Raw genomic sequence first — 25,343 nt, 5'->3', positions numbered from 1 at the left:
AACGATATATAAACTTCAAAATTCTAGAGAAATCATTCTTTTTAACTTATATTTGAACCCATACGATGTTTCAGTTAGAATGCTGTATTCCCTAGGCGCGTAGCTCAGCTGGTTAGAGCATCACCTTGACATGGTGGGGGTCGTTGGTTCGAGTCCAATCGCGCCTACCAAAATATCCAATAAAAACACAAGCTAATATCGAACTTTAGGTTGTGTTTTTGTTTCTCGCATATTAAAAAATATTTCGTATAAGCAAAAATAAATTGCTTGCTATGGTCTCATTCTGATAAATCACATACCCTCTGCCTATCGTACTGTAGTACACCGTACTTCGGTACAACATATGAGATGAACAAAGGGATAAACAAACTTTCTTAAACCCAGGTTTTCCATTAGGATAAGTTATTAACCTAAATTCCTCTGTTGAAATTTATTACGAGGAATCTCATACTGCAAAACGGTTTCTAGCTAAAAATATTAACTGCTCCTCAATTGCCATAAACAAACTGGAAGCAAGATATGGCAGCACTTTCAGCTGATTTTGATTGTTTCTTTAAAATCTAACGCAATTGGTGGCGCTAAAAATCTTCCAAAATACCTTGATCTACAGGATTCTTGAACGATTAAGAGACTTCAACTGAGGAAAATAGGATAAATCAAAATGCCTTTAACACGCTCCAAGGGATATAAACTTCCCAGTCAAAATTAAATCTAGATTCTTCAGAAAAATTAAGAATTTTCGCCTTAGCCTATTAATCAAACTTTCTTTGATCGCTGGCGGAAAGTTTCGAATAAGCAAATCCCAGCAGTGACTGATACATTCAGGCTTTCAACACTGCCGACCATTGGAATACGCACCAGTTGATCACAGGTTTCCTTTGTCAAGCGACGTATACCCTCATGTTCTGCACCTAATACCCAAGCCACGGGACCATCAAGTGTGATCGTTTCAAGGCTATGGCTTGCATCAGCTGCAGTGCCAATAATCCAGATACCATGTTGCTTGAGTTCACGTAAGGTTCGAGCTAAATTGGTGACGGTAACAAAAGGAACAGTATCGGCAGCGCCGCTAGCGACTTTATGCACTGTAGCCGTCAACCCTACCGAGCGATCCTTAGGTGCAATAACAGCATGAGCACCCAATGCATCAGCAACGCGCAGGCATGCTCCTAAATTGTGAGGATCCTTTATACCATCCAGTATTAAGAATAAAGCGGGTTCGCTCAGTACTTCCAAGACATCTTCAATAGCAACATAGCTCTGAGTAGCCGTAATGTTGGCCACTACACCTTGATGGCGCGTAGTGCCCACTATTCTGGCGAGCCTCGTATTGTCACAAAGTATCAATTGAATATTTTTAATTTCAGCAAGTTTGCATAGATCACGCGCACGCTGATCATGTCGCGCCGAATCGATATAGATTTCTTTGATACTATCTGGGTTTTGCCGTAAACGGCTCATAATCGCATGAAACCCAAAAATATGTCGTGTCTGAGACATGTCGTTGCTAGCTCAGTAGAATTAATGTAAAAGCTGCATCAATACAATTATCTAAAAGAATCGTATGCTTCTATTTAGTGTCTGCGGAGAGTCTAAAGTATGTTTCCATTAACCGTTTGGTATTCCTCGCTCCCACCCAGAAAATCTGTGCTCTACGATTTTTCCGGTTTCTAAGCAAGAACAAAGTCAATTTTGCGAGTTTCTAAGTCAACCCTTACAAGTTTGACATGTAAACGATCACCCAGGCGATATTTTTTCCCAGTGCGTTCACCATACAACATGTGTTTAGTGCTATCAAAATGGAAGTAATCGCTAGGTAGCTCTGATATATGGACTAATCCTTCCACATAAATTTGATCAAGTGCAACAAATAAACCAAACCCGGTGACACCGCTGATGACGCCATCAAAGCATTCATTAATTTTATCTTGTATATAGAAGCATTTAAGCCACGCTTCAACATCACGTGATGCTTCATCAGCGCGACGCTCTGTCATTGAGCAATGCTTACCAAGTTCGTGCCAGTCGCCACCCGATGGTGAATAGCTATTGCTATTTAGAACAGCTTTGATAGCACGATGTACTAATAAATCAGGGTAGCGCCGAATTGGTGAAGTGAAATGAGTGTACGCTTCATAAGCCAATCCGAAATGGCCGATATTTTCAGGACTGTACATCGCTTGTCGTAACGATCTTAACATAACAGTTTGTAATAATTGGGCATCGGCTCTGCCGATGATTTTAGTTAATGTTTTAGCAAAATCTTTGGCGTGTGGTTCACTACCGCCTCCTAGTTGCACGCCAAATTCCTTAAGAAAATCTCGCAGCGCTGTTAATTTCTCCGGCGCTGGCCCTTCGTGGACACGATACAGCACCGGTTGCCTATGTTTCTGCAAAAAATCTGAGGCACAGACATTGGCAGCTAGCATGCATTCTTCTATCAGACGATGCGCTACATTGCGTTGCAGCGGAAGTATCTGCTCAATCTTGCCCTGAACATTAAAGATCATCTGGGTTTCAATCGTTTCAAAGTCAATGGCCCCACGTTTCTTGCGTGCTTTCTGTAAACCCCTATATACCTTATAGAGTAACTGAATGTGCGGAAGTAGTTCGGTATATTGCTTGGTATTGGTATCTTTGGGTCTATCCAGCATCGCTGCGACTTCGGTGTACGTAAGGCGGGCATGTGAGTGCATGACTGCCGGGTAAAATTGATAATCTAAATATTCACCATTCGTAGCTAATTGCATTTCGCATACCATACTAAGACGGTCCGTTTGCGGATTAAGCGAACACAAACCATTGGAAAGTACTTCTGGCAACATCGGGATCACTCGTCGTGGAAAATATACCGAATTGCCTCGTTTGCATGCTTCTTTGTCTAGAGCATCAGCGTCTTGAACATAATGACTGACATCAGCGATGGCTACATATAATCGATAATCTTTTCCCTCACGTTCACAGTAAACTGCATCATCGAAATCACGCGCAGTTTCGCCATCGATTGTAACAAAAGGTAAATGACGAATATCTTTCCGCTTGGTAAGTTCTTTTTTTAGTACCTTTTTAGGAAATTTGGCAGAGATTTTCTCTATCTCAGATGAAAACTCATAGGGTAAGTCATGTTTACGCAATGCGATTTCGATCTCCATGCCAGGCGAAGTGTATTCACCTAGAATTGCAATAACATGACCAATAGGCTGGATATGGATATCAGGTTGCTGAATAATTTTGACCATTACAACCTGGCCAGTCTTAGCCTCCATAGTAGCTTCACGAGGAATCAGTATTTCTTGACTAATACGCTTGTTTTCAGCAATGACGAAAAAAATACCATGCTCGGTATAAAATCTCCCTATTAACTGTGTGTTGACACGTTCCAGCACTTCAACGATTTCACATTCACTACGACCACGACGATCCACACCAATTTCTCGTGCGATGACACGATCGCCATTAAATACCTTGTGCATTTCTTTGGGACCAAGATATAAATCAGGGCCCCCACTATCTGTAATCAAGAAGCCATAGCCATCACTATGTCCTTGTACCGTTCCTCTAATCAGTTCAAGTTTTTCAATGACACAAATATCCCCTTTGCGATTGCGCATGATTTGGCCTGCACGGATCATGGCTGCCAATCGTCGATTAAAAAATTCGGTTTCTTTTGGAGTTATATCCAGCAGTTCCCGTAATTTTGTTTCGCTTACAGGGATGCCTTGTTCCTCAAGTATTTGCAATATGAATTCTCGACTTGGCAAAGGCGTGCCATATCGCTCACTTTCACGAGCGAGAAAAGGGTCATGTTTACGTAGCTGATTCTTCTTACTTTTCTTCTTGATTGACAAAACAATTGTTTCCTATAGAATCACGGATTGCTCCTGACAACTAGATTACGAGTATTGCCCAGATGGCGGAATTGGTAGACGCGCATGGTTCAGGTCCATGTGCCTTCGGGTGTGGAGGTTCGAGTCCTCTTCTGGGCACCATTTGAACATCATAACATGATGTAAAATATAGAGATAATTTTTCAAAAAAAATTCTATATTAAATTAAATAGCATTAGCTTATTAGTAGAAATACTCTGCTTAATTAAGTCTACTTAATGAAGCAATAAATTGGCGCATACTTCAATAGCAAAATCTTAATACCAGCTGCAATCAGTCAATAGCCCCTTTAATGCCTCTACCTCCTAAAGCACAAAGTAGAGGGCAATGCCTAACAAAATTAGGATCTGCCGTAAAATAATTCAATGATCTGTCATATAGCTGCGACTTTGTTCTCAATCATTTTATAAACCAAAGCACCAAAACAACTCATCGGGCGAGGAATGGGTGAGCTAGCTCACCATTTTGAGCGTAAAGATTCTCGGCAGAAAAATTGGTTCACAGTAAATGCGTTATCGCCAATGCGGCTCTACATTAACTTAGCCTGTGACCATAGGCGTATGTTGCCCAGGCGTTTCCTGCCATGGAAAACTGTTAAAGTGATAAAACTGTGCCATACGGTGACCTCCATGGATTTCAACGGGGAAAAGAAAATGAAGAGTGGGGAAACGACTTATCGTGGGTGATACACTAGGCCAGCTGATTCTGATTGTTTGTGCTTTCGTATATCCATGCCACCAAAGCAGCCTGTTGTGTGCACCCTTCAGCGAAGCTTCGTTTTCTGATAATGCAGATTATCTAATATTGCTGTCGATTTTGTTGAGTAGAGGCTGAGTTTGAAGATCGATATCTATGAGCGCATCAAAGATATTTTTGTGGCTTCATCCATTCGTAATTCCGTTTCTAAATCAAACCTAACTTTGTCGGCTTCACCTTGCCGTATTATTTATACTGTCTGCGGCTCGCCTTCGTGCCATCTTTGATTTGGAAATGGAATAAGATCACGGAACAATTCTTTGCTTTATCAGTTTCATGCGATTGCTCAAGGATATGGTGCAAATGACATGCCAAGACTGGCTCTGGCTAAATGTATATAAGCTTTCAAAGCTATTTCTTATTTAAGAAATCATTTATGGTTAATATATATACATGAAAAAGGCTACTAGTGACAGTAGCCTTATCATAATCTAATTATCAGTTGATCTCAGTTTTTACATGCTAATATCTAATTTAGCATTATAGAGCTCGATTAATCTCATTCATCTTTTTGTGAAACAGATGTATCAACATCATGAGGTCGATCCACGAGCTCAACGATGGCCATAGGGGCGTTATCTCCCTTTCTAAATCCATATTTTAGAATTCTAAGATACCCACCATTTCGAAGCTTGTAACGAGAGCCGAGATCTGAAAACAATTTTACAACTGTATCACGATCCCGCAACCTGTTGAAAGCAATTCGTTTGTTCATAACAGTAGGTTCTTTTCCTATTGTTATAAGTGGTTCAACAACTCTTCGCAATTCTTTTGCTTTTGGCAAAGTAGTCTTAATCATTTCATGCCGTAATAACGAATTAGCCATATTCCGAAACATGGCCAATCTATGACTACTGGTGCGATTTAATTTTCTAAGACCATTTTTATGACGCATGACCAGTTTCCTTTCCTTGATTTTCCAGATTAGCCGGCGGCCAATTTTCCAATTTCATTCCCAAAGATAAATTTCGAGCTGCTAAGACTTCTTTAATTTCATTAAGGGATTTTCTTCCCAAATTGGGAGTTCGTAATAACTCAGCTTCTGTACGCTGTATTAAATCCCCGATATAGTAAATATTTTCAACTTTTAAGCAGTTTGCTGATCGCACGGTCAATTCCAAATCGTCAACTGGGCGTAAGAGTATCGGATCAATTTGTGGAATTTTAGGTTGCTCTTTAGGAAGAGGAGTAGTTTCAAGCTCAGCAAAAACTGACAATTGATCAACCAGTACTCGTGCAGCATATCGAATCGCTTCTTCAGGATCCACGGATCCATTGGTTTCAATATCAATTACTAATTTATCTAAATCGGTACGTTGCTCGACGCGCGCATTTTCAACAGAATAGCTAATCTTCTTTATTGGACTAAATGAAGCATCTAATAAAATACTGCCAACCTGACTACTTGCATCTGCAGATCTTCTTACAGTAGCAGGAACATAACCGCGTCCTTTTTCAATTGTAATTTGCATATCAATCATCCCACCTTTTACGATATGCGCAATGACATGATCAGGATTCACAATCTCAACATCATGAGTGCTTTCAATATCCGCAGCTGTAACCGGCCCATCTATATTCTTTTTTAATGTTAATATAGATTTAGTACCGGTATGCTGTTTAAATACAATATTTTTTAAATTCAAAAGTATATCAATTACGTCTTCTTGTACGCCTTCAAGCGAGGAATATTCATGCACTACCCCAGCTATTCGAACTTCTGTTGCTGCAGAACCAGGCATTGAGGATAATAATACTCTACGTAATGCATTACCCAATGTATAACCATACCCCCGCTCAAATGGTTCCATTATTACCCTTGCCTGGACAGGAGTAATATTTTGGACCTCGATTATTCTGGGTATAAGATACGGGCTACTCGACATGTAAAAATCCTTAACTAGAAAGATATAAAATTCTTTATTTTGAGTATAATTCGACTATCAAAGATTCATTAATAGTTGATGATAATTCAGATCTTTCCGGTTTCATTTTGTATTTCCCTTTCATAGCTTTGACATCAACATCCAACCATGCAGGAAATCCACGCTGTTCAGCAGAATCAAGAGATGATTTAATCCTAAGATAATTCTTAGCTTTGTCAGCTACTTCAATAACATCCCCTGGAAGTACCTGATAGGACGGTATATTAACTCGACGTCCATTCACTAAAATGCAATTATGTCGTACCACTTGTCTAGACTCTGATCTAGAAGCCCCGAACCCCATGTGATACGCCACGTTATCTAATCTACTCTCTAGCAGCTGTAACAAATTTTCACCAGTTACACCTCGCATTCTGTCTGCATTTTTGTAAACAATTCGGAATTGCCGTTCAAGTAAACCATAAATACGACGTACCTTTTGCTTTTCTCTTAATTGCAATCCATAGTCAGAAATTCTACTCTTTTTCTGTCCATGTTGACCAGGAGCGTAATTTCTCCTTTCAATTCCACATTTACTTGACATGCATTTGTCGCCTTTCAAGAATAATTTTTCACCTTCTCGACGACATTGCCGACATTTTGGTTCAAGATTTCTAGCCACTAAATATTCCTCTCAAATTCGCCGTTTTTTTGGTGGTCGACATCCATTATGGGGCACAGGGGTGACATCGGAGATACTCGTAATTTTAAAACCAGCAGCATTTAATGATCTGACTGCTGAATCTCTGCCTGGCCCAGGTCCTTTAATACGTACTTCTAAATTTTTAATTCCATATTCATGTGCAATTTTGCTAGCTTGCTCTGCAGCAATCTGTGCAGCGAAAGGTGTACTTTTCCGAGAGCCTTTAAATCCAGCACCTCCTGAAGTTGCCCATGATAATGCATTACCTTGTCTATCAGAAATCGTAACAATCGTGTTATTAAATGAAGCATGTATGTGCGCGATTCCTTCAACAATGTTTTTCCTGACTTTTTTTCGCAATCTAGATTGAATCTTTGCCATTAATTTATTACCTTAGAATCAATATTTATAGATAATTAACGTACACTTGCGGATCTTCTAGGCCCCTTTCTTGTCCGAGCATTCGTTCTCGTACGTTGTCCTCTTACAGGTAAGCCTCTTCTATGCCGCAATCCGCGATAACAGCCAAGATCCATTAATCTTTTAATATTCATCGATATCTCACGTCGCAAATCTCCTTCAACGGTATATTTGGAAATTTTTTCACGTATTTGCTCTAATTGAGCTTCTGATATATCTTTTAATTTAATAGAACCATCAATTCCTAATTCATCACATATTTTTTGTGAAGTTGTGTTGCCGATACCATAAATTGCTGTTAGAGCAATTCTCACGTGCTGATGATTAGGAATATTTACTCCGGCTATACGCGCCATTTATTCACCTTGAATATCATTTATTAGCCAATGCTTAAATATTAACCTTGCCGTTGCTTGTGTCTTGGATCTATACAAACAACTCGAACAACTCTTTGGCGCCTAATTATCTTACAATTTCTGCATATTCTCTTTACAGAAGCATGTACTTTCAATTGAAGTTTCCTTTTTATTTGAATAAAGTTAATTTAATTTAAAAGCTTAAAATTTATTTAGATCTAAAAGTAATTCTAGCTTTAGTTAAATCATAGGGAGTCAAATCAACAGTCACTTTATCTCCAGGTAATATACGAATATAATTCATGCGCATTTTCCCTGATATATGACCCAATACAATATGACCATTCTCTAATTTAACTTTAAATGTAGCATTTGGCAGTGTCTCTAGTATCTCGCCTTGCATTTGAATTGTTTCTTCTTTTGCCATTATTATTACTGCGTCTTATCTTGAAATATAAGGGCTTGTTTTGAAGCTAGTTTTCTTAAGCAAGCTTTCATATTGGGTTGACATAACATGAGATTGAACCTGTGCCATAAAATCCATAGTTACAACAACTATTATGAGTAATGAGGTTCCGCCAAAATAAAAAGGTACATTCCATTTCAATATCAAAAATTCTGGCAATAAGCAGACTAGTGTCACATACATAGACCCAACAAGCGTAAGTCTTAGCATTATTTTTTCAATATATCGCGTTGTTTGCTCGCCTGGACGTATGCCTGGAATAAACGCACCACTCTTTTTAAGATTGTCAGCTGTTTCTTTCGGATTAAAAACAAGTGCTGTATAAAAGAAACAAAAGAATACTATCATCACTGCATATAACATGACATACATAGGCTGGCCAGGAGATAAAGCTCCACTTATATCTTTTAACCAAATCAATGATTCATCAGTTGACAGCCAACCCGCCAGCGTAGCTGGAAACAAAATAATACTAGATGCAAATATTGGAGGTATTACACCAGCCATATTCAATTTTAAAGGTAAATGTGAACTTTGTCCTCCAAAGACCTGCTTTCCTACTTGGCGTTTGGCATAGTTTACTAAAATTTTTCTTTGACCACGCTCAACAAATACCACAAACCCTGTTACAGCAATCACCGCAATAAATATGCCTAAAGCTACTAAAAAATGCATGGCACCCGTACGTACTAATTCAAGAGTACCTCCAATAGCGGCTGGTAAGCCAGCAGCAATTCCCGCAAAAATAATAAGTGATATTCCGTTTCCAATTCCACGTTCAGTAATCTGCTCGCCAAGCCACATCAAAAAAACAGTACCTGTAACCAATGTAGTTACAGTTGTTATCACGAAAAAAATTCCAGGCTCTATTACTAATCCAGCCTGCGCCTGTAATGCCATGGATATTCCATAGCTTTGGACTAATGCAAGAGCAACTGTACCGTAGCGAGTATACTGCGTTATTTTTCTTCTTCCAGACTCACCTTCTTTTTTAAGCGATTCTAAATATGGAATAGCTACTGTTCCCAATTGCATTATAATAGATGCAGAAATATAGGGCATTATGCCTAATGCAAATATTGAAAAACGTGACAAAGCTCCGCCAGAAAACATATTAAACATACCCAATATGCCGCCTTCCTGTGTATCGAAAAGATCCTTTAAAACAACTGGATCAATTCCGGGTACAGGTACATGAGCACCAATTCGGTAAACTATTAGCGCGAATAACAAAAACCAAAGTCTTCGTTTTAAATCCGAGTATTTATTCACATTTTTATTAAATTTATTTGCAGCCAAAACTATTCCTTTAACTAATCAATATTTCCACCAGCATTAACTATAGCTTTTTTTGCATTTTTTGAAACAGATAATCCTTTTATTACCACTGCTGTATTTATTTCTTTATCAAATAATACTTTTACTGCGTGTATAGATTTTGATACTAAACCAGCATTTTTCAAATCATCAATTCCATTAATCTCTTTAAAAGTTTGAGCAAGAATTGATAATTTGATTTCTTTAACTTGCTTATTGTCCAGCGAAGTAAATCCACGTTTTGGTAAGCGTCGATGCAAAGGCATCTGCCCGCCTTCAAAACCAACTTTATGAAAGCCTCCCGCTCTAGACTTTTGACCTTTATGACCTCTACCTGCTGTTTTACCTAATCCTGATCCGATTCCTCTACCTACTCTTCTTCTTGTTTTCCTCGAATCTTTGTTTGATTTTATATTACTTAAATCCATTTATTGCTCAACCTTAACCATATATGAGACTTTATTTATCATACCTCTCAATGAGGGGCTATCTTGTAATATTGCAATACTATTAATTCGTTTAAGTCCCAATCCTTCAATTATTCTACGATGCGATTTTCTTTTACCTATTAGGCTTTTAACTAATTTAACGCACAATTTTTTATTATCATTGCTTGTCATTTTAATCTTCCTATAATTTCTTCAAGGCTTTTATTTCGTTTGGAAGCTATCATTGAAGGTGTGCGTATTGATTCGAGTCCCTGTATCGTGGCACGCACAACATTATAAGGATTAGTTGAACCAATGCACTTAGCAAGTATATTAGTAATGCCCATAACTTCAAATATTGCTCTCATTGGTCCACCTGCTATTATACCAGTACCTTCTGAAGCAGGCTGCATAAACACTTTAGCAGCGCCGTGTCTTCCAACAACAGCATGTTGCAGTGAGCCATTTTTTAATTCAACTTTAACCATTTTGCGTCGCGCTTCATCCATTGCTTTTTGTACGGCAACAGGCACTTCTCTTGATTTACCTTTACCCATACCAATTCTACCTTTACCATCTCCTACTACTGTTAACGCAGCAAAGGCCAAGATACGTCCACCTTTCACAACTTTAGTAACACGATTAATTGAGACCATTTTTTCTTTAAGTTCATCGGTCTGCTCATCATTTACCGAGGTAATGTTTTGTGATTTTGAAGCTTTAGCCATTAATATTCCTTATCTCAAAATTTAATTCCGCCGTTTCGTGCACCCTCAGCTAATGCTTTGACTCGCCCATGATACTTATAGCCAGCTCGGTCAAAGGCAACAGTATCAATTCCTAAGCTTTTTGATTTTTCCGCTAATCTTTTTCCAATAAATTCAGCAGCTTGCACTGTTCCGCCATTTGTTATTACACTTCTAACTTCACTCTCAAGCGTTGATGCACTCACTAATACTCTACTATTTTCATCATCTATAATTTGCGCATATATATGCTTATTACTCCGATGTACTGAGAGTCGGTAAGTTTTTAATAATGCAATTTTAACTCGCGTTTTGCGAGCACGCCTCATGCGAGATAGCTTAAGGTTTTTCATGAGCTTCCTATTTACTATTTTTTCTTAGTTTCTTTAAGGATTATTATTTCGTCAGCATAACGTACTCCCTTGCCCTTGTAAGGCTCAGGAAGTCTAAACGAGCGTATTTCTGCTGCAACTTGTCCAACCTGCTGTTTATCAATTCCTTTGATCACAATTTCCGTTTGAGTAGGTGTTTCAACAGTAATTCCGTTTGGCATTTTGTAAGCAATCGGATGTGAGAAACCTAAACTCAAATTTAATGTATTACCACTCGCCTGCGCACGATATCCAACACCAACAATATTTAATCGTTTCACAAAACCAGTCGTTACTCCAGTTACCATATTATTAACTAAAGACCGTATCGTTCCCGACATTGAATGTGATTGTTTTGTTGAATCAGCTGATTTAACAAATAACTCATTATTTTCACTCGTTATGGTAACTTGCTCAGCAGAAAGTCGCTGCTGAAGAGAGCCTAACGGACCTTTAATTACTATTTCGTTATTTGAAATAGTAAAATTAACATTACTCGGTATTTGAATTGGTTTTTTACTAATTCGCGACATTAAATTAATCCCTTAAGCTACAACGCATAAAACTTCGCCACCGATTCCATTCAGTCGCGCTTTTCCTTCCGTCATAACACCTTTTGAAGTAGATACAATTGCAATTCCCAATCCATTCATTACGCTGGGTAATTCAGAACAAGATTTATATACTCTTAGTCCAGGACGACTAACTCTAGATATTTTCTCTATTACAGGATAGCCAGCATAATATTTTAGCTTGATTTCCAAATTTATCTTTTCTTTTTCTTGGAATATTTGAAAATCTTCAATATAACCTTCATCTTTAAGCACTTGAGCGATAGCTTTTTTTAATCGAGACGAACTCATGAGCACTGAGGATTTTTGAGATAATTGCCCATTTCTTATGCGGGTTAACATATCAGCTATTGGATCCGTTAGACTCATATTTTTACCTATTAAAACCTTCCTGGATTAATGTTAAATTATTCGTTATTATTTGTAATATCTATTACCGTTATAGATTCAATCAGTTACCAACTGGCTTTCGTGATCCCTGGAATTTGACCACTCATAGCGAGTTCTCTTAATTTACTCCGTCCTAATCCAAATTTTCGGTAATATCCTCTTGCTCTTCCAGTCAGTTCGCATCTATTACGAAGTCGAGTATGGCTAGAGTTTCTTGGTAAATTTTGCAATTTCTTCCTAGCCTCATCTTTTTCTTCAAAGCTTGCTTGACTGCTTGCAATAATTTTTAATAAAGAATTTCGGACGCCCGCGTATTTCTTTACCGTTGCTTGTCTTTTCAAATTTCTATTAATAAGAGATTTTTTTGCCATTCCAGTCTCAATTCTTAAATGGGAATTTAAAAGCTGATAGTAACGCTTTTGCTTCTAAATCAGTCTTAGCTGTGGTCGTAAGGGTAATATTCATGCCTCTTAATGCGTCAATTTTCTCATACTCAATTTCAGGAAAAATGATCTGCTCCTTAATTCCAATATTATAGTTCCCTCTTCCATCAAATCCTTTTCCAGTAATTCCACGAAAATCTCTAATCCTGGGAATCGCAATACTAATTAATCTATCAAGGAATTCAAACATCCTTTTGCCACGTAATGTAACTTTACATCCAATAGGATAACCAACTCGCACTTTAAATGTAGCAATCGATTTTCTTGCCTTTGTTGTAATAGGCTTTTGCCCACTAATATTTTCAAGGTCGCTAATCGCATTTTCAATTTTTTTCTTATCCGATGTCGCTTCCCCCACACCTATGTTGAGTGTTATTTTGGTAATTCGTGGGACTTCCATGATTGATTTATAATTAAATTGCTGCATTAGTTGCTGCTTCACAGTTTGATTATAAAATTCCTGTAATCTGGCCATTTACTCTATATATCCTTGTTAAATGCTAATCTCTTCTTTGTTAGATTTAAATATTCGTAATTTTTTATTATCACTTAATCTAATACCAACTCTATCTGCTTTTTTTGTTACCGGATTATAGATTGACACATTTGATATATGTATAGGTTTTTCTAACTCTGTAATACCCCCAACAGTACCTTTTGCCGGGTTTGGTTTTACATGCTTTTTAATCTTATTTAATCCTTGTATCACGATGTAATTATCGGTTTCATACCGCAGCACAGTGCCTCTTTTTCCTTTGTCTTTACCACATCGGATTATAATCTCATCACCTTTTTTAATTTTTTTCATATTAACACCTAAATGTCTTTATATTACCTCTGGTGCAAGTGACACTATCTTCATGAACTGTGCCGTTCTGAGCTCTCTTGTAACTGGGCCAAAAATCCGTGTACCAATAGGCTCTAGCTTTGCATTTAATATTACCGCGGCATTATCATCAAATTTAATTAATGATCCATCTGTTCGACGAACCCCTTTTGCTGTGCGAACTACAACCGCATTATAAACTTCACCTTTTTTTACTCTACCGCGGGGCGCAGCATCTTTTACAGCTACTTTAATAATATCGCCGATACCAGCATATTGTCGCTTAGATCCTCCTAGCACTTTAATGCACATTACAGATCGCGCGCCTGTGTTATCTGCTACATTCAGTATCGTCTGAGGCTGAATCATTTTGTCTTAATCCATGTATATAAGTAAATTAATCCGTTTTATTTCTTGGATTGATTCAAATCTTTTTAATTTCAAAAGAAGTTAACTTTTTGTTTTCAAAAACTGATTTATATTTGCTTATTTTCAGTTTGTTTATTAGGTAGCACTCAATAATTTGACTGCACGCCATGCTTTAGTTTTAGATAGTGGACGGGTTTCTTGTATCATCACTACATTACCTAAACTAAATTGATTATTTTCATCGTGAGCATGAATTTTCTTTGAACGTGTAATGGTTTTGCCATAAAGTGGATGTTTAATCTTACGTTCAACTAGTACCGTAATAGTTTTATTCATTTTATCACTCACTACTTTGCCTACTAGGGTATTAGGTTTTTTACTTATATTCATGACATTCTTACTCTTTGATTTAGTTCTGTTTTGACCCTAGCAATATCTCGCCGAACATTTCGCAACTGAGATACATTCTCAAGTTGTTGAGTTGCGTGTCGAATTCTCAAATTAAAATGACTTCTGAGCAAAGACATTAATTCACTTTTCAGTTCTTCATCATTTTTTTTCTTAAGCTCGCTTGCTTTCATTGCTTTAACTTCCGATATGACGAACTATAAATTGCGTTTTTATTGGTAATTTGGCAGCTGCAAGCTTAAATGCTTCTCTTGCTAATTGCTCATCAACGCCATCCATTTCATATAGCATCTTACCTGGCCTTATTTCTGATACATAATATTCAGGATTGCCTTTGCCTTTTCCCATCCTGACCTCGGCAGGCTTTTGCGAGATTGGCTTATCCGGGAATATCCTAATCCAGATTCTCCCTCCTCGCTTAATATGCCTTGTCATTGCTCTACGTGCTGCTTCGATTTGCCTAGCTGTTATTCGGCCTCGCCCAATGGCTTTCAATCCATACTCACCGAAACTCACTTTATTACCGCTAGTAGCAATTCCAGTATTTCGCCCCTTATGCTGCTTGCGATATTTCATTCTTGCTGGTTGGAGCATTTTATTTATTAATCCTTAATTTATTGAAAAAATCTTGTATTTGTAACTAGATTAATATTCAAAACTATATGCTTTATCTTCAAGCAATTTTTTCTGGGTTAATTTTATCCGTACGTTTCTTATTTTCATCCGTAGCTAAGGGATATGAATTGCTTGATGTTAGATCACGGTTTCTAGTTTCTAACTGCTCCCCCTTAAATACCCACACTTTTATACCAATAATTCCATATGTTGTCTTAGCTTCTGAAGTAGCATAATCAAGATCTGCGCGCAATGTATGTAGCGGCACACGACCTTCTCGATACCATTCGGTGCGTGCTATTTCGATTCCATTTAAGCGCCCTGAGCTCATAATTTTAATACCCTGAGCACCTAATCTCATCGCATTCTGTATGGCTCTCTTCATCGCTCTTCTAAACATAATTCTTTTCTCTAATTGCTGAGCAATATTATCAGCAATTAGTTGAGCATCGATTTCAGGTTTTCGTATTTCTTCAATATTTATATGCACAGGAATATGAATCAACTTCTCGAGATCTTTCCTTAAAATCTCAATATCTTCTCCTTTTTTGCCTATGACAACTCCTGGACGCGAGCTATATATCGTTATACGTGCATTCTTAGATGGGCGTTCAATTACAATCTGACCGACAGAAGCATGAAGCAATTTTTTTCTGAGATATTCTCGAACTTTAATATCTTCATTTAATAATTTTGAAAAATTTTTGCCATGTGCAAACCATTTTGATGACCAATTCTTTAGTACAGAAAGTCGGAATCCCGTAGGATTTATTTTTTGTCCCATAATCTATCGGCAAGCTTTTCTTTAAGTGATTATTAATCGCTAACTGTTAATAAAATACGACATGTTGGTTTCATTATACGATTGCCACGTCCTTTTGCTCGTGTACTTAATCGCTTTAAAAATGTTCCACGATCCACCATAATTTCAGATATACGCAGCTCATCAATATCAGCACCTTCATTATGCTCAGCATTTGCAATGGCTGACTCTAGAAGTTTTAAAAAAATAGCTGCACCTTTTTTCGGGCTAAAAGTCAATAGCTCAATTGCTTTAGCTACTTTTAAACCTCGTATTTGATCTGCCACTAAACGCCCTTTCTGCGCAGACAATCTAATGCTTGGCAATATTGCTGTTGCTTGCATAATTTATATTCCTATTTTTTACTTGCAGTTTTTTTATCACCTGCATGGCCTTTAAAAGTTCGAGTAAGTGAGAACTCTCCTAGCTTGTGACCTACCATATTTTCAGTAATATAAATAGGTATATGTTGTCTACCGTTATGTACCGCTATGGTTAAACCAATAAAATCTGGAAGTATGGTAGATCTACGAGACCATGTTTTAATTGGCTTCTTGTCATTACCAGCTTTAGCGTGTTGTATTTTGTCATAAAGGTTCGTATCTACAAACGGACCTTTTTTTACAGATCGCCCCATAAAACTTAACCCTTCTTAGAATGTCTGTGACGCACTATCATGTTTTCTGTACGCTTATTTCTTCTGGTGCGGAACCCCTTAGTAGGCAGTCCCCAAGGACTTACGGGATGTCGACCTGCTGCCGTTTTTCCCTCACCACCACCATGAGGATGATCAATTGGATTCATTGCTACACCCCGTACTGTTGGCCTGATACCTCGCCATCGCTGCGCACCAGCTTTTCCAATCGATTTTAAATTTTGTTCATCATTTCCTACAGCACCAATCGTAGCTCTACAATTTACATGTATTCTACGAATTTCCCCTGATCGTAATCGAATTTGGGTATAACTTCCTTCTCGTGCAAGCAATTGAGCTGATGAACCTGCAGATCGCACCAATTGCGCTCCTTTGCCTGGCTGCAACTCTATACAATGCACTGTACTCCCAATTGGTATATGTCGCAGTTCCATTGCATTGCCAGTCTTGATCGGTGCCTTAACGCCACTTAGCAGTTTGGCGCCAGTCTCGATATCCTTAGGTGCAATAATGTAGCGTCTTTCTCCATCGAGATAACACAACAAGGCAATATTAGCACTACGATTAGGATCGTATTCTATCCTCTCTACATTAGCGATGATTCCATCTTTATTACGACGAAAATCAATCATCCGGTAGTTTCTTTTGTGGCCACCTCCTTGGTGACGCTGAGTGATGCGCCCGGAGTTATTGCGACCTGCAGCATTCTTTTTGCTTTCTACGAGTGCAGAATGAGGCTTGCCTTTGTATAATTCCTTATTTGTAATTTTAATAACAGCACGCCGCCCGGGAGAAGTCGGTCTAACTTTTACTAAAGCCATTACTTAATCCTCTCCTTTAGTTATTTCAGAAAAATTAATTTCCTGACCTTTTTTGACGCTAACATATGCTTTTTTCCAATTTGGCCTCCGTCCCATGTTGCGGCCAAATCTTTTTTCTTTTCCCTTAATATTTGAAATCTGCACTTTTGTCACTTCTATTTTTTGAGATTTCCACAGATATTCAACGGCAGCCTTAATCTCAGTCTTATCAGCGCTAGGTAGTACACGAAAAACAATTTGATTATTTTTTTCCGCGATTAATGTTGCTTTTTCCGAAATTTGAGGAGCTAAAATAATTTTCAGAGCTCTTTCATGATCAATGCTAGAAGATTTCATTTTAATATTTCCTCAATTTTCGCTAATGCCTTGCGACTAATTAGAATATCATTGTGCTTTAATAAGCTTACTGGATCTATGTGCGATGTATCAATTACACTTACCATTGGTACATTTCTTGAAGATAAATAAAGGTTGTCATCAACCTGTTCTGTAATAATCAACGCATTCTTAAAATTTAGCGCTTCTAGTTTGCTTATTAACTCCTTTGTTTTTGGAGTATCTACAGAAAATTCTTCAATTAAATGTAATCTATTTTCACTTAATAAGCGGGAAAGAATAGTACATATACCTGCTCGATACATTTTTTTATTGACTTTATGAGCAAAATTCTCCAGTGGACTGCTGGGAAAAATTTTACCACCACCTCGCCACAATGGATTGGAAGCTGCACCAACCCTAGCTCTACCTGTTCCCTTCTGTCTCCAAACCTTATGTGTAGACTTTGCTATATCCGATCGACCTTTCTGGGCTCGAGTACCTTGTCTCGCATTCGACATATATGCTGTTACAATTTGATGGACTAGCGTTTCATTGTAATCTCTTCCGAACACTAACTCCGAAATTGATATATTGCTCGTTGTTCCATCAAAACCGATACATTTAGCTTCCACTGCTAGCCCCTATTCTTTGGCAATTTGTTTTTTATTCTAATATACAGAACTTCTTATTTATTTCCCGGCTTACTCTTAATACCTGATCGTAATACTACGATTGCTTCCTTGGCACCTGGAACAGCCCCTTTTACATGAATCAACTCTCTATCAGTATCTATACGCAAAATCTCAAGATTCTGAATTGTACATTTTTCGCCACCAAGTCTTCCTGACATTTTTTTTCCAGGAAATACACGCCCCGGATCCTGCGCCATACCAATTGAGCCGGGAACATTATGCGATCTTGAATTTCCATGACTTGCTCTATTCGAGGAAAAGTTATGCCTTTTAATTGTTCCAGCAAACCCTTTACCTATACTTTTACTGGTTACATCTACAATTTGCCCGACTTGAAACATGTTTAATCCAAGTTTCATCCCTGCCTTAACTTCATTTAACTCTTCCGCACTTACACGAAATTCTTTGATAACACGCCCGGCCTCTACTCCAGCATTTGCAAAGTGTCCCTGGATCGATTTATTCAACCGATTAGCATGCTGTTTGCCATATGTTACTTGAATAGCATCGTAACCATCAGTCTCAAATTTTTTAATTTGTGAAATTCGATTATTTGATACATCCAGCACTGTTACAGGCAAACTATCTCCATTATCAGTAAAAATCCTGGTCATTCCTACTTTTTTACCGATTAAACCTATGCTCATTAATCTATTCCTTTGCAGACATCTTCATTAGAAAGCTTGCACTAACATTAAATTCAACATTACTTTTTAAGACTACAGCTTGATTTCCACGTCAACACCAGCGGGCAAATCAAGCTTCATTAAAGCATCTACTGTTTTATCCGTTGGATCTAAGATATCCATTAAGCGTAAATGTGTCCGAATTTCAAATTGATCACGCGATGTTTTATTCACGTGTGGGGAACGCAGTATATCAAACCGCTCAATTCGTGTCGGCAGCGGAACAGGCCCTCTAACAACAGCACCTGTACGTTTTGCTGTCTCCACAATTTCCATCGCTGACTTATCTATAAGTCGATAATCAAACGCTTTTAAACGAATACGTATTTTTTGATTTTGCATATTAATCCTGAGATTAGCCGATCCGTATTCTAATTCCAGAATTAGATCACTATCTTAATTGGCAACAATTCTACTCAATAATTTTAGCTACAACACCTGCCCCAACAGTTCTGCCACCTTCACGAATTGCAAACCGCAATCCTTCTTCCATTGCAATCGGAGCAATAAGATTTACTGCCACCGAAATATTATCTCCCGGCATCACCATCTCGGTACCGGATGGCAGCTCTATCGACCCCGTAACGTCAGTTGTCCTGAAATAAAACTGAGGACGATATCCAGCAAAAAACGGCGTGTGCCGCCCACCTTCTTCTTTACTTAAAACATATATCTCAGCTGTAAATTTCGTATGCGGCAATATGCTCCCAGGTTTTGCAAGCACTTGACCACGCTCAACCTCTTCACGCTTAGTTCCACGCAGCAATATTCCAACATTGTCTCCGGCTTGCCCTTGATCAAGTAGCTTCCTGAACATCTCCACACCGGTACACACCGTTTTCAATGTTGGTCTCAAGCCTACTATCTCAATCTCGTCACCAACTTTAATTATACCTCGCTCCACACGCCCTGTCACAACCGTGCCGCGTCCAGATATTGAAAATACATCCTCCACCGGCATGATAAAAGCACCATCTATGGCCCGTTGTGGCTCAGGAATATAACTGTCCAGCGCATCCGCTAATTTAAATATCGACGGTTCCCCAATATCACTCTGATCTCCCTCAAGCGCCTTCAATGCTGACCCTATAATAATCGGTGTATCATCTCCCGGAAAATCGTATTTGGACAATAGCTCTCGTATTTCCATCTCTACCAACTCGAGCAATTCAGCATCATCCACCATATCCGCTTTATTCATATAGACTATGATATATGGGACCCCAACTTGTCTTGCCAGCAAGATATGCTCTCGCGTCTGCGGCATCGGCCCATCTGCAGCTGATACTACCAATATAGCTCCATCCATCTGGGCCGCGCCTGTAATCATATTTTTTACATAATCTGCGTGACCAGGACAATCCACATGCGCATAATGACGCTTTTCGGTCTCATACTCGACGTGTGACGTATTAATGGTAATGCCTCGTGCACGCTCCTCCGGCGCAGAATCAATCTGAGCATACGATTTTATCTCACCACCAAATTTCTTTGACAACACTGTCGTAATAGCCGCGGTCAATGTCGTCTTGCCATGATCAACATGACCTATTGTGCCAACGTTTACATGCGGCTTCAATCGCTCAAATTTACTCTTCGCCATGTTATATCCTTATCTTCAATAATTATTTGCTTTTATTGATAATCGCTTCAGCAACACTTTTTGGTGCTTCTGAATAATGTTTAAATTCCATTGTATATGTCGCTCTGCCCTGTGTTGCGGAACGCAAAATAGTTGAATAACCGAACATTTCTGCTAATGGAACTTCTGCTCTTATAATTTTGAAACCCATTGTATCATCCATGCCCTGAATCATGCCGCGCCTTGATGACAAATCACCAACGACATTCCCCATAAACTCTGCTGGTGTTTCCACTTCGACCGACATCATTGGCTCCAACAATACTGGACTGGCTTTTCTCATACCATCCTTAAATGCAATCGAAGCAGCCATTTTAAATGCGTTCTCGTTTGAATCAACGTCGTGGTAAGAACCATCAAACAAGGCAACTTTAACATCTACCACTGGATAACCAGCTAGAACTCCTGATCCCAAAGTGTCCAGCAATCCTTTCTCTACTGCTGGTATGTATTCACGAGGAACTACGCCACCTTTGATTTCATCAATAAACTCAAACCCTTTCCCAGCCTCGTTGGGCTCCATTCTTAACCAAACATGTCCATACTGGCCACGGCCACCACTTTGCTTGATAAATTTACCCTCGATCTCAACTTTTTTCTTGATTGCTTCACGATAGGCTACTTGTGGTGCACCGACATTTGCTTCAACACTAAACTCTCGTCTCATCCGGTCCACAATGATCTCTAGGTGCAACTCACCCATCCCAGATATGATCGTTTGACCCGACTCCTCATCAGTACGCACACGAAATGACGGATCTTCCTGCGCCAAACGATTTAGCGCGATCCCCATTTTTTCTTGATCATTCTTAGTTTTCGGTTCGACAGCCACATGTATTACCGGCTCTGGAAATTCCATGCGCTCCAGGGTTATAACATGTTCCTGATCGCACAAAGTATCACCGGTTATTACCTCTTTTAAGCCAACAGCAGCAGCGATGTCACCTGCACGCACTTCTTTGATTTCTTCGCGCTGATTGGCGTGCATTTGTAATAATCTGCCAATTCGCTCTTTTCGACCTTTAACTGGGTTATAAACGGTATCCCCTGATGTAACCACACCGGAATACACACGGAAGAAAATTAGCTGGCCAACATATGGGTCGGTAGCAATTTTGAAAGCTAAGCTAGAAAACGGTTCATCATCACTTGCATGACGCTCATCCTTTTCACCACTTTCCGTTGCACCCTGAATAGCAGGAATATCTGATGGAGAAGGCATATATTCCACCACTGCATCCAGCATGGCCTGCACACCTTTATTTTTGAAAGCCGAACCACACAGCATTGGGACAATTTCATTAGCCAGAGTTCGCGCTCTTAAACCCTGCTTTATTTCAGCTGCTGAAAGCACCCCTTCCTCAAGGTATTTATTCATTAACTCTTCCGAAGCTTCTGCAGCAGACTCTATCATTTTCTCTTGCCAAGTCTTCGCATCATTCTTCAAATTATCGGGAATATCTCGCTCCTCAAATTTCATACCCTGAGAAGTTTCATCCCAATAAATAGCTTTCATTTTTACCAGGTCAACAATGCCCTCAAATCTATCTTCCGCACCTATTGGTAATTGAATAGGCACAGGATTAGCTTTCAAGCGTGTTTTTATCTGCTCTAAAACACGCATGAAATTCGCACCTGAGCGATCCATTTTGTTTACAAAGGCAAGTCGTGGCACCTTATACTTATTAGCCTGCCGCCAAACCGTTTCAGTTTGGGGCTGCACTCCACCGACCGCACAAAATACTGTACATGCACCATCTAGCACTCTCAGGGAACGCTCTACCTCAATAGTGAAATCCACGTGACCGGGCGTGTCGATTATATTTATACGATGCTCCGGATAATTACTTGCCATCCCTTTCCAGAAACAGGTTGTCGCAGCCGAGGTGATTGTGATACCACGCTCCTGCTCTTGCTCCATCCAATCCATCGTTGCCGCACCATCATGAACCTCCCCTAACTTATGGGATACGCCGGTGTAAAACAAAACACGCTCTGTCGTTGTTGTTTTCCCAGCATCAATATGCGCCATGATTCCAATGTTGCGATAGCGTTCTATGGGCGTTTTTCTAGACATTAATCTAAACTCTTATCTTATGTTACGAATTAAATATTTAACTGATAAAACTCTTCATCAAATGCTTCATTGGCGCTTATTTGACAAAGTTCAAATCTTTACAAATTCATTAAAATCGATAGTGAGAGAATGCTTTATTTGACTCCGCCATGCGATGCACCTCTTCACGCTTCTTAATTGCTCCGCCACGACCCTCTGAAGCCTCTATTAACTCTCCAGCCAAGCGTATATCCATAGACTTCTCACTGCGTTTACGAGCAGCATCCCGCAACCAGCGCATTGCCAACGCACTACGACGCACCGATCTTACCTCTACTGGAACTTGATAATTAGCACCACCAACACGCCGACTTTTAACCTCGACGATAGGCCTAATATTTGCCATCGCTTGAGTAAACACCTCTACAGGATCTTTGCCAGTTTTTTTCTCAATTTGTTGCATCGCGCCATAAATTATTCGCTCCGCTACCGACTTCTTTCCTTGGATCATCAATACATTTACAAATTTAGCTACCTCTACATTATGGTATTTCGGATCTGGCAGAATCTCGCGTTTTGGTACTTCTCTACGTCTTGGCATTTACTAACCCCGAACTATTTTATCTTTAATGATTTCACACTCGTCACATTGCACAATCATCATATTGCTAGAAACATCTTATTATGATGCTTTTGGTTTCTTAGAACCATATTTGGATCGTGCTTTCTTACGGTCTTTCACTCCAGCCGTATCTAAACTTCCACGTACAGTATGGTAACGGACCCCAGGCAAATCCTTAACGCGACCTCCCCGGATTAACACTACTGAGTGTTCTTGCAAGTTATGACCTTCACCACCGATGTAGCTTGTGACTTCAAACCCATTTGTCAATCTTACCCGCGCAACTTTGCGTAAAGCTGAATTTGGCTTCTTAGGAGTCGTTGTATAGACTCGAGTGCAAACACCCCTCTTTTGTGGACAGCTCTCTAGTGCTGGCACTTTACTTTTTACACGCTTTGCTTTTCGCGGCTTTCTTACAAGTTGACTTATGGTTGGCATAATATTTTATTTCTCAATTAAACCTTTGTCTTATTTTTCATCACGATTTTAATATTGGTATAGGTAAACTGCTTTAACTTTATTTCATCTTATCTTGACTCGCCTTTTCTAAAAATCTATTTCTCTCTTTTCCGAGTTCTCATGTTTAAGATCTTAAAAGAGGCAGCTAAAAAGACTGCGGATTGTATGGGGTTTATCTTCTTATGTCAAGAAGGAAGAACAATTATTGTCTGATTTTCATTTATCAAAATTACAAATAAATTACGAAAATACAGTACAGCAGAAATTTTTTATTGCTTTTAAATTAGCTGCATAATTTTCCGGTTAAATAATTTTTCTGGCTACAATTTGCTCAATATTTCTTTGGATATTAACCTATGCCTTAAGTTTCTGTTTTTTATCAATCTGATAATTTCTTAAGCCAGCTTTGTTTCTATTCTTTTTTCAACGATTTTCTGAGTTTCGCAGCTATTCGCATTCTAAGCGCATTTAATTTGATAAATCCTGCGGCATCTGCGTGATTATAAGCACCGCGATCATCTTCAAATGTTGCCACCGCCGAATCAAACAAGGAATCAGTTTTAGAATCACGACCAACCACTACTACGTTGCCTTTATAGAGCTTTACCCGCACCCAACCGTTAACATTAAGCTGTGATTCATCAATCATAGCCTGCAACATTTTTCGCTCAGGACTCCACCAATATCCGCTATAAATAAGGGCCGCATAACGTGGCATTAACTCATCTTTTAAATGAGCCACTTCCCGATCTAATGTGACAGACTCAATGGCGCGATGAGCCCGCAACATGATTGTGCCACCTGGCGTTTCATAGCATCCTCGTGACTTCATACCGACATATCTGTTCTCAACCAAATCTAAACGTCCGATACCATGTTTACCACCCAATTGATTTAGTTTTGCGAGAACTGCCGCGGGCGATAACCTTTCTTGATTCAGCGCAACAATATCACCATGCTCAAATTCTAAGTCGAGATACTCTGGTTGATCAGGCGCTTTTTCTGGCGCAACTGTCCATCGCCACATTGATTCTTCGGGCTCTTTCGCCGGATCTTCCAATAGACGTCCTTCATAGGAAATATGCAATAAATTTGCATCCATACTGTACGGAGACCCAGTTTGCTGCTTCATCTCAATTGGAATACCATGTTTTTTTGCATACTCCAAGAGCTTCTCGCGTGAAGTGAGATCCCATTCACGCCACGGAGCAATCACATGGATATCGGGTTTCAACGCATAATAACCAAGCTCAAAGCGAACTTGATCGTTTCCTTTACCCGTTGCGCCATGTGAAACAGCGTCTGCGCCCGTTTCTTGAGCGATCTCAATCTGCCTCTTGGCAATAAGTGGTCTTGCAATACTTGTTCCGAGCAAATATTCTCCTTCATAGACAGCATTTGCACGAAACATTGGAAACACATACTCTCGAACAAACTCTTCACGTAAATCTTCTATATAAATCTCTTTAACGCCAAAGCTTCGTGCTTTTGCACGCGCAGGTTCAATTTCTTCGCCCTGACCAATATCAGCAGTAAAAGTAACAACCTCACACTGATAAACATCTTGCAACCATTTCAATATGACTGAAGTATCTAGCCCACCAGAAAAAGCTAGAACTACCTTGTTAATTTTATTCATAACAAAACAGAAT

General features: G+C 39.1%; 37 protein-coding genes and 2 tRNA genes. 3 read left to right on the top strand and 36 right to left on the bottom strand.

The genetic code is table 11. The features are described 5' to 3' along the window. Positions 1-93 precede the first annotated feature (93 nt). A tRNA-Val gene (locus R2Q26_RS08225) sits at positions 94-170 on the top strand. Positions 171-756: 586 nt separating this feature from the next. Here R2Q26_RS08225 and rlmB read toward each other — a convergent pair. Together rlmB and rnr are read right to left on the bottom strand one after the other, a co-directional pair. Beyond that, positions 757-1,500, bottom strand: coding sequence for a 23S rRNA (guanosine(2251)-2'-O)-methyltransferase RlmB (gene rlmB / locus R2Q26_RS08220; protein ID WP_317535824.1), 744 nt, complete (start codon positions 1,498-1,500; stop codon positions 757-759). Positions 1,501-1,670: 170 nt separating this feature from the next. Continuing rightward, positions 1,671-3,848 (bottom strand): ribonuclease R, encoded by a 2,178-nt coding sequence (gene rnr / locus R2Q26_RS08215; RefSeq protein ID WP_317535823.1) that lies wholly within the window; start codon positions 3,846-3,848, stop codon positions 1,671-1,673. Between the two features lie 56 nt (positions 3,849-3,904). Between rnr and R2Q26_RS08210 the strand changes: the two genes are divergently transcribed. Both R2Q26_RS08210 and R2Q26_RS08205 read left to right on the top strand, forming a co-directional pair. Next, positions 3,905-3,989, top strand: a tRNA-Leu gene (locus R2Q26_RS08210). A gap of 341 nt (positions 3,990-4,330) precedes the next feature. Next, positions 4,331-4,573 carry a hypothetical protein gene (locus R2Q26_RS08205; RefSeq protein WP_317535822.1) on the top strand — a complete coding sequence of 81 codons (243 nt, stop codon included), beginning with the start codon at positions 4,331-4,333 and terminating at the stop codon, positions 4,571-4,573. A 569-nt stretch (positions 4,574-5,142) separates the two neighbouring features. On the opposite strand, the gene rplQ is transcribed toward R2Q26_RS08205, so the two are convergent. From rplQ to R2Q26_RS08035, 34 genes are all read right to left on the bottom strand, one after another. After that, positions 5,143-5,538: a 50S ribosomal protein L17 gene (gene rplQ, locus R2Q26_RS08200; protein WP_090568282.1), complete on the bottom strand. Its 396-nt coding sequence runs from the start codon at positions 5,536-5,538 to the stop codon at positions 5,143-5,145. After that, the gene (locus tag R2Q26_RS08195; RefSeq protein ID WP_317535821.1) at positions 5,528-6,529 is read right to left on the bottom strand and encodes a DNA-directed RNA polymerase subunit alpha; all 1,002 of its coding nucleotides are present in this window, start codon (positions 6,527-6,529) and stop codon (positions 5,528-5,530) included. Before R2Q26_RS08195 ends, rplQ begins: the two co-directional genes overlap by 11 nt. A 34-nt stretch (positions 6,530-6,563) precedes the next feature. Beyond that, positions 6,564-7,190, bottom strand: a complete 627-nt coding sequence (rpsD, locus tag R2Q26_RS08190) for a 30S ribosomal protein S4 (protein ID WP_090568277.1) — start codon at positions 7,188-7,190, stop codon at positions 6,564-6,566. Positions 7,191-7,202: 12 nt separating this feature from the next. Continuing rightward, a complete protein-coding gene (rpsK, locus tag R2Q26_RS08185) occupies positions 7,203-7,592 on the bottom strand; it encodes a 30S ribosomal protein S11 (protein WP_090568274.1) in 390 nt (129 codons plus the stop codon). Between the two features lie 35 nt (positions 7,593-7,627). After that, positions 7,628-7,987 (bottom strand): 30S ribosomal protein S13, encoded by a 360-nt coding sequence (gene rpsM, locus R2Q26_RS08180; protein WP_090568272.1) that lies wholly within the window; start codon positions 7,985-7,987, stop codon positions 7,628-7,630. A gap of 41 nt (positions 7,988-8,028) precedes the next feature. Continuing rightward, on the bottom strand, positions 8,029-8,142 hold the full coding sequence (gene rpmJ / locus R2Q26_RS08175) for a 50S ribosomal protein L36 (RefSeq protein ID WP_090568269.1): 114 nt from the start codon (positions 8,140-8,142) through the stop codon (positions 8,029-8,031). Positions 8,143-8,195: 53 nt separating this feature from the next. Then, positions 8,196-8,414 carry a translation initiation factor IF-1 gene (gene infA / locus R2Q26_RS08170; protein ID WP_074905475.1) on the bottom strand — a complete coding sequence of 73 codons (219 nt, stop codon included), beginning with the start codon at positions 8,412-8,414 and terminating at the stop codon, positions 8,196-8,198. 15 nt (positions 8,415-8,429) lie between these two features. Beyond that, positions 8,430-9,752: a preprotein translocase subunit SecY gene (gene secY, locus R2Q26_RS08165; protein ID WP_411182332.1), complete on the bottom strand. Its 1,323-nt coding sequence runs from the start codon at positions 9,750-9,752 to the stop codon at positions 8,430-8,432. A gap of 14 nt (positions 9,753-9,766) precedes the next feature. Beyond that, positions 9,767-10,198, bottom strand: a complete 432-nt coding sequence (rplO, locus tag R2Q26_RS08160) for a 50S ribosomal protein L15 (protein ID WP_317535820.1) — start codon at positions 10,196-10,198, stop codon at positions 9,767-9,769. After that, positions 10,199-10,390, bottom strand: a complete 192-nt coding sequence (gene rpmD, locus R2Q26_RS08155) for a 50S ribosomal protein L30 (RefSeq protein ID WP_090568261.1) — start codon at positions 10,388-10,390, stop codon at positions 10,199-10,201. Further along, on the bottom strand, positions 10,387-10,926 hold the full coding sequence (rpsE, locus tag R2Q26_RS08150) for a 30S ribosomal protein S5 (protein ID WP_090568258.1): 540 nt from the start codon (positions 10,924-10,926) through the stop codon (positions 10,387-10,389). The genes rpmD and rpsE overlap by 4 nt, the downstream gene beginning before the upstream one ends. A gap of 14 nt (positions 10,927-10,940) precedes the next feature. Beyond that, the gene (gene rplR, locus R2Q26_RS08145) at positions 10,941-11,297 is read right to left on the bottom strand and encodes a 50S ribosomal protein L18 (protein ID WP_090568256.1); all 357 of its coding nucleotides are present in this window, start codon (positions 11,295-11,297) and stop codon (positions 10,941-10,943) included. Positions 11,298-11,311: 14 nt separating this feature from the next. After that, on the bottom strand, positions 11,312-11,848 hold the full coding sequence (gene rplF, locus R2Q26_RS08140) for a 50S ribosomal protein L6 (RefSeq protein ID WP_090568254.1): 537 nt from the start codon (positions 11,846-11,848) through the stop codon (positions 11,312-11,314). A gap of 12 nt (positions 11,849-11,860) precedes the next feature. Next, positions 11,861-12,256, bottom strand: a complete 396-nt coding sequence (gene rpsH, locus R2Q26_RS08135) for a 30S ribosomal protein S8 (protein WP_090568251.1) — start codon at positions 12,254-12,256, stop codon at positions 11,861-11,863. 86 nt (positions 12,257-12,342) lie between these two features. Further along, entirely contained in the window at positions 12,343-12,648 is a 306-nt protein-coding gene (gene rpsN / locus R2Q26_RS08130; protein WP_317535819.1) for a 30S ribosomal protein S14, read from the bottom strand. 7 nt (positions 12,649-12,655) lie between these two features. Continuing rightward, complete coding sequence (gene rplE / locus R2Q26_RS08125; protein ID WP_090568246.1) at positions 12,656-13,195, bottom strand: 50S ribosomal protein L5; 540 nt, start codon at positions 13,193-13,195, stop codon at positions 12,656-12,658. An 18-nt stretch (positions 13,196-13,213) separates the two neighbouring features. Beyond that, positions 13,214-13,528: a 50S ribosomal protein L24 gene (rplX, locus tag R2Q26_RS08120; protein WP_090568244.1), complete on the bottom strand. Its 315-nt coding sequence runs from the start codon at positions 13,526-13,528 to the stop codon at positions 13,214-13,216. An 18-nt stretch (positions 13,529-13,546) separates the two neighbouring features. Next, positions 13,547-13,915, bottom strand: a complete 369-nt coding sequence (rplN, locus tag R2Q26_RS08115) for a 50S ribosomal protein L14 (protein WP_317535818.1) — start codon at positions 13,913-13,915, stop codon at positions 13,547-13,549. 135 nt (positions 13,916-14,050) lie between these two features. Further along, a complete protein-coding gene (gene rpsQ, locus R2Q26_RS08110; protein ID WP_090568240.1) occupies positions 14,051-14,305 on the bottom strand; it encodes a 30S ribosomal protein S17 in 255 nt (84 codons plus the stop codon). Next, positions 14,302-14,496, bottom strand: coding sequence for a 50S ribosomal protein L29 (rpmC, locus tag R2Q26_RS08105; RefSeq protein ID WP_090568237.1), 195 nt, complete (start codon positions 14,494-14,496; stop codon positions 14,302-14,304). Before rpmC ends, rpsQ begins: the two co-directional genes overlap by 4 nt. Positions 14,497-14,500: 4 nt before the next feature. Then, positions 14,501-14,917: a 50S ribosomal protein L16 gene (rplP, locus tag R2Q26_RS08100; RefSeq protein ID WP_090568235.1), complete on the bottom strand. Its 417-nt coding sequence runs from the start codon at positions 14,915-14,917 to the stop codon at positions 14,501-14,503. 79 nt (positions 14,918-14,996) lie between these two features. Further along, a complete protein-coding gene (rpsC, locus tag R2Q26_RS08095; RefSeq protein WP_090568232.1) occupies positions 14,997-15,722 on the bottom strand; it encodes a 30S ribosomal protein S3 in 726 nt (241 codons plus the stop codon). 32 nt (positions 15,723-15,754) lie between these two features. After that, positions 15,755-16,084, bottom strand: a complete 330-nt coding sequence (gene rplV, locus R2Q26_RS08090; RefSeq protein ID WP_090568229.1) for a 50S ribosomal protein L22 — start codon at positions 16,082-16,084, stop codon at positions 15,755-15,757. A gap of 11 nt (positions 16,085-16,095) precedes the next feature. Next, positions 16,096-16,377 carry a 30S ribosomal protein S19 gene (gene rpsS / locus R2Q26_RS08085; protein WP_090568226.1) on the bottom strand — a complete coding sequence of 94 codons (282 nt, stop codon included), beginning with the start codon at positions 16,375-16,377 and terminating at the stop codon, positions 16,096-16,098. A 5-nt stretch (positions 16,378-16,382) separates the two neighbouring features. Then, positions 16,383-17,216, bottom strand: coding sequence for a 50S ribosomal protein L2 (rplB, locus tag R2Q26_RS08080; protein ID WP_317535817.1), 834 nt, complete (start codon positions 17,214-17,216; stop codon positions 16,383-16,385). Between the two features lie 3 nt (positions 17,217-17,219). Then, on the bottom strand, positions 17,220-17,552 hold the full coding sequence (gene rplW, locus R2Q26_RS08075; RefSeq protein ID WP_317535816.1) for a 50S ribosomal protein L23: 333 nt from the start codon (positions 17,550-17,552) through the stop codon (positions 17,220-17,222). After that, positions 17,549-18,166 (bottom strand): 50S ribosomal protein L4, encoded by a 618-nt coding sequence (gene rplD / locus R2Q26_RS08070; RefSeq protein WP_317535815.1) that lies wholly within the window; start codon positions 18,164-18,166, stop codon positions 17,549-17,551. The genes rplW and rplD overlap by 4 nt, the downstream gene beginning before the upstream one ends. Before the next feature lie 53 nt (positions 18,167-18,219). After that, the gene (gene rplC / locus R2Q26_RS08065) at positions 18,220-18,873 is read right to left on the bottom strand and encodes a 50S ribosomal protein L3 (RefSeq protein WP_317535814.1); all 654 of its coding nucleotides are present in this window, start codon (positions 18,871-18,873) and stop codon (positions 18,220-18,222) included. A 72-nt stretch (positions 18,874-18,945) separates the two neighbouring features. Next, the gene (gene rpsJ / locus R2Q26_RS08060) at positions 18,946-19,254 is read right to left on the bottom strand and encodes a 30S ribosomal protein S10 (RefSeq protein WP_046851108.1); all 309 of its coding nucleotides are present in this window, start codon (positions 19,252-19,254) and stop codon (positions 18,946-18,948) included. A 70-nt stretch (positions 19,255-19,324) separates the two neighbouring features. After that, positions 19,325-20,515 carry an elongation factor Tu gene (gene tuf / locus R2Q26_RS08055; RefSeq protein WP_317535813.1) on the bottom strand — a complete coding sequence of 397 codons (1,191 nt, stop codon included), beginning with the start codon at positions 20,513-20,515 and terminating at the stop codon, positions 19,325-19,327. Positions 20,516-20,537: 22 nt separating this feature from the next. After that, positions 20,538-22,631, bottom strand: a complete 2,094-nt coding sequence (fusA, locus tag R2Q26_RS08050; RefSeq protein WP_317535812.1) for an elongation factor G — start codon at positions 22,629-22,631, stop codon at positions 20,538-20,540. A 109-nt stretch (positions 22,632-22,740) separates the two neighbouring features. After that, positions 22,741-23,211, bottom strand: coding sequence for a 30S ribosomal protein S7 (gene rpsG / locus R2Q26_RS08045; RefSeq protein WP_090570046.1), 471 nt, complete (start codon positions 23,209-23,211; stop codon positions 22,741-22,743). Positions 23,212-23,292: 81 nt separating this feature from the next. Next, complete coding sequence (gene rpsL / locus R2Q26_RS08040; protein ID WP_090570049.1) at positions 23,293-23,670, bottom strand: 30S ribosomal protein S12; 378 nt, start codon at positions 23,668-23,670, stop codon at positions 23,293-23,295. A gap of 433 nt (positions 23,671-24,103) precedes the next feature. Further along, positions 24,104-25,330, bottom strand: a complete 1,227-nt coding sequence (locus R2Q26_RS08035) for an argininosuccinate synthase (RefSeq protein WP_317535811.1) — start codon at positions 25,328-25,330, stop codon at positions 24,104-24,106. Positions 25,331-25,343: the final 13 nt, after the last annotated feature.

It is taken from the genome of Nitrosomonas sp. Is37 (genome assembly GCF_033063275.1).
Taxonomy (GTDB): Bacteria; Pseudomonadota; Gammaproteobacteria; order Burkholderiales; family Nitrosomonadaceae; genus Nitrosomonas.
The sequence above is the reverse complement of the archived record's forward strand: the minus strand, read 5'-3'. Positions and strand labels throughout refer to the sequence as shown.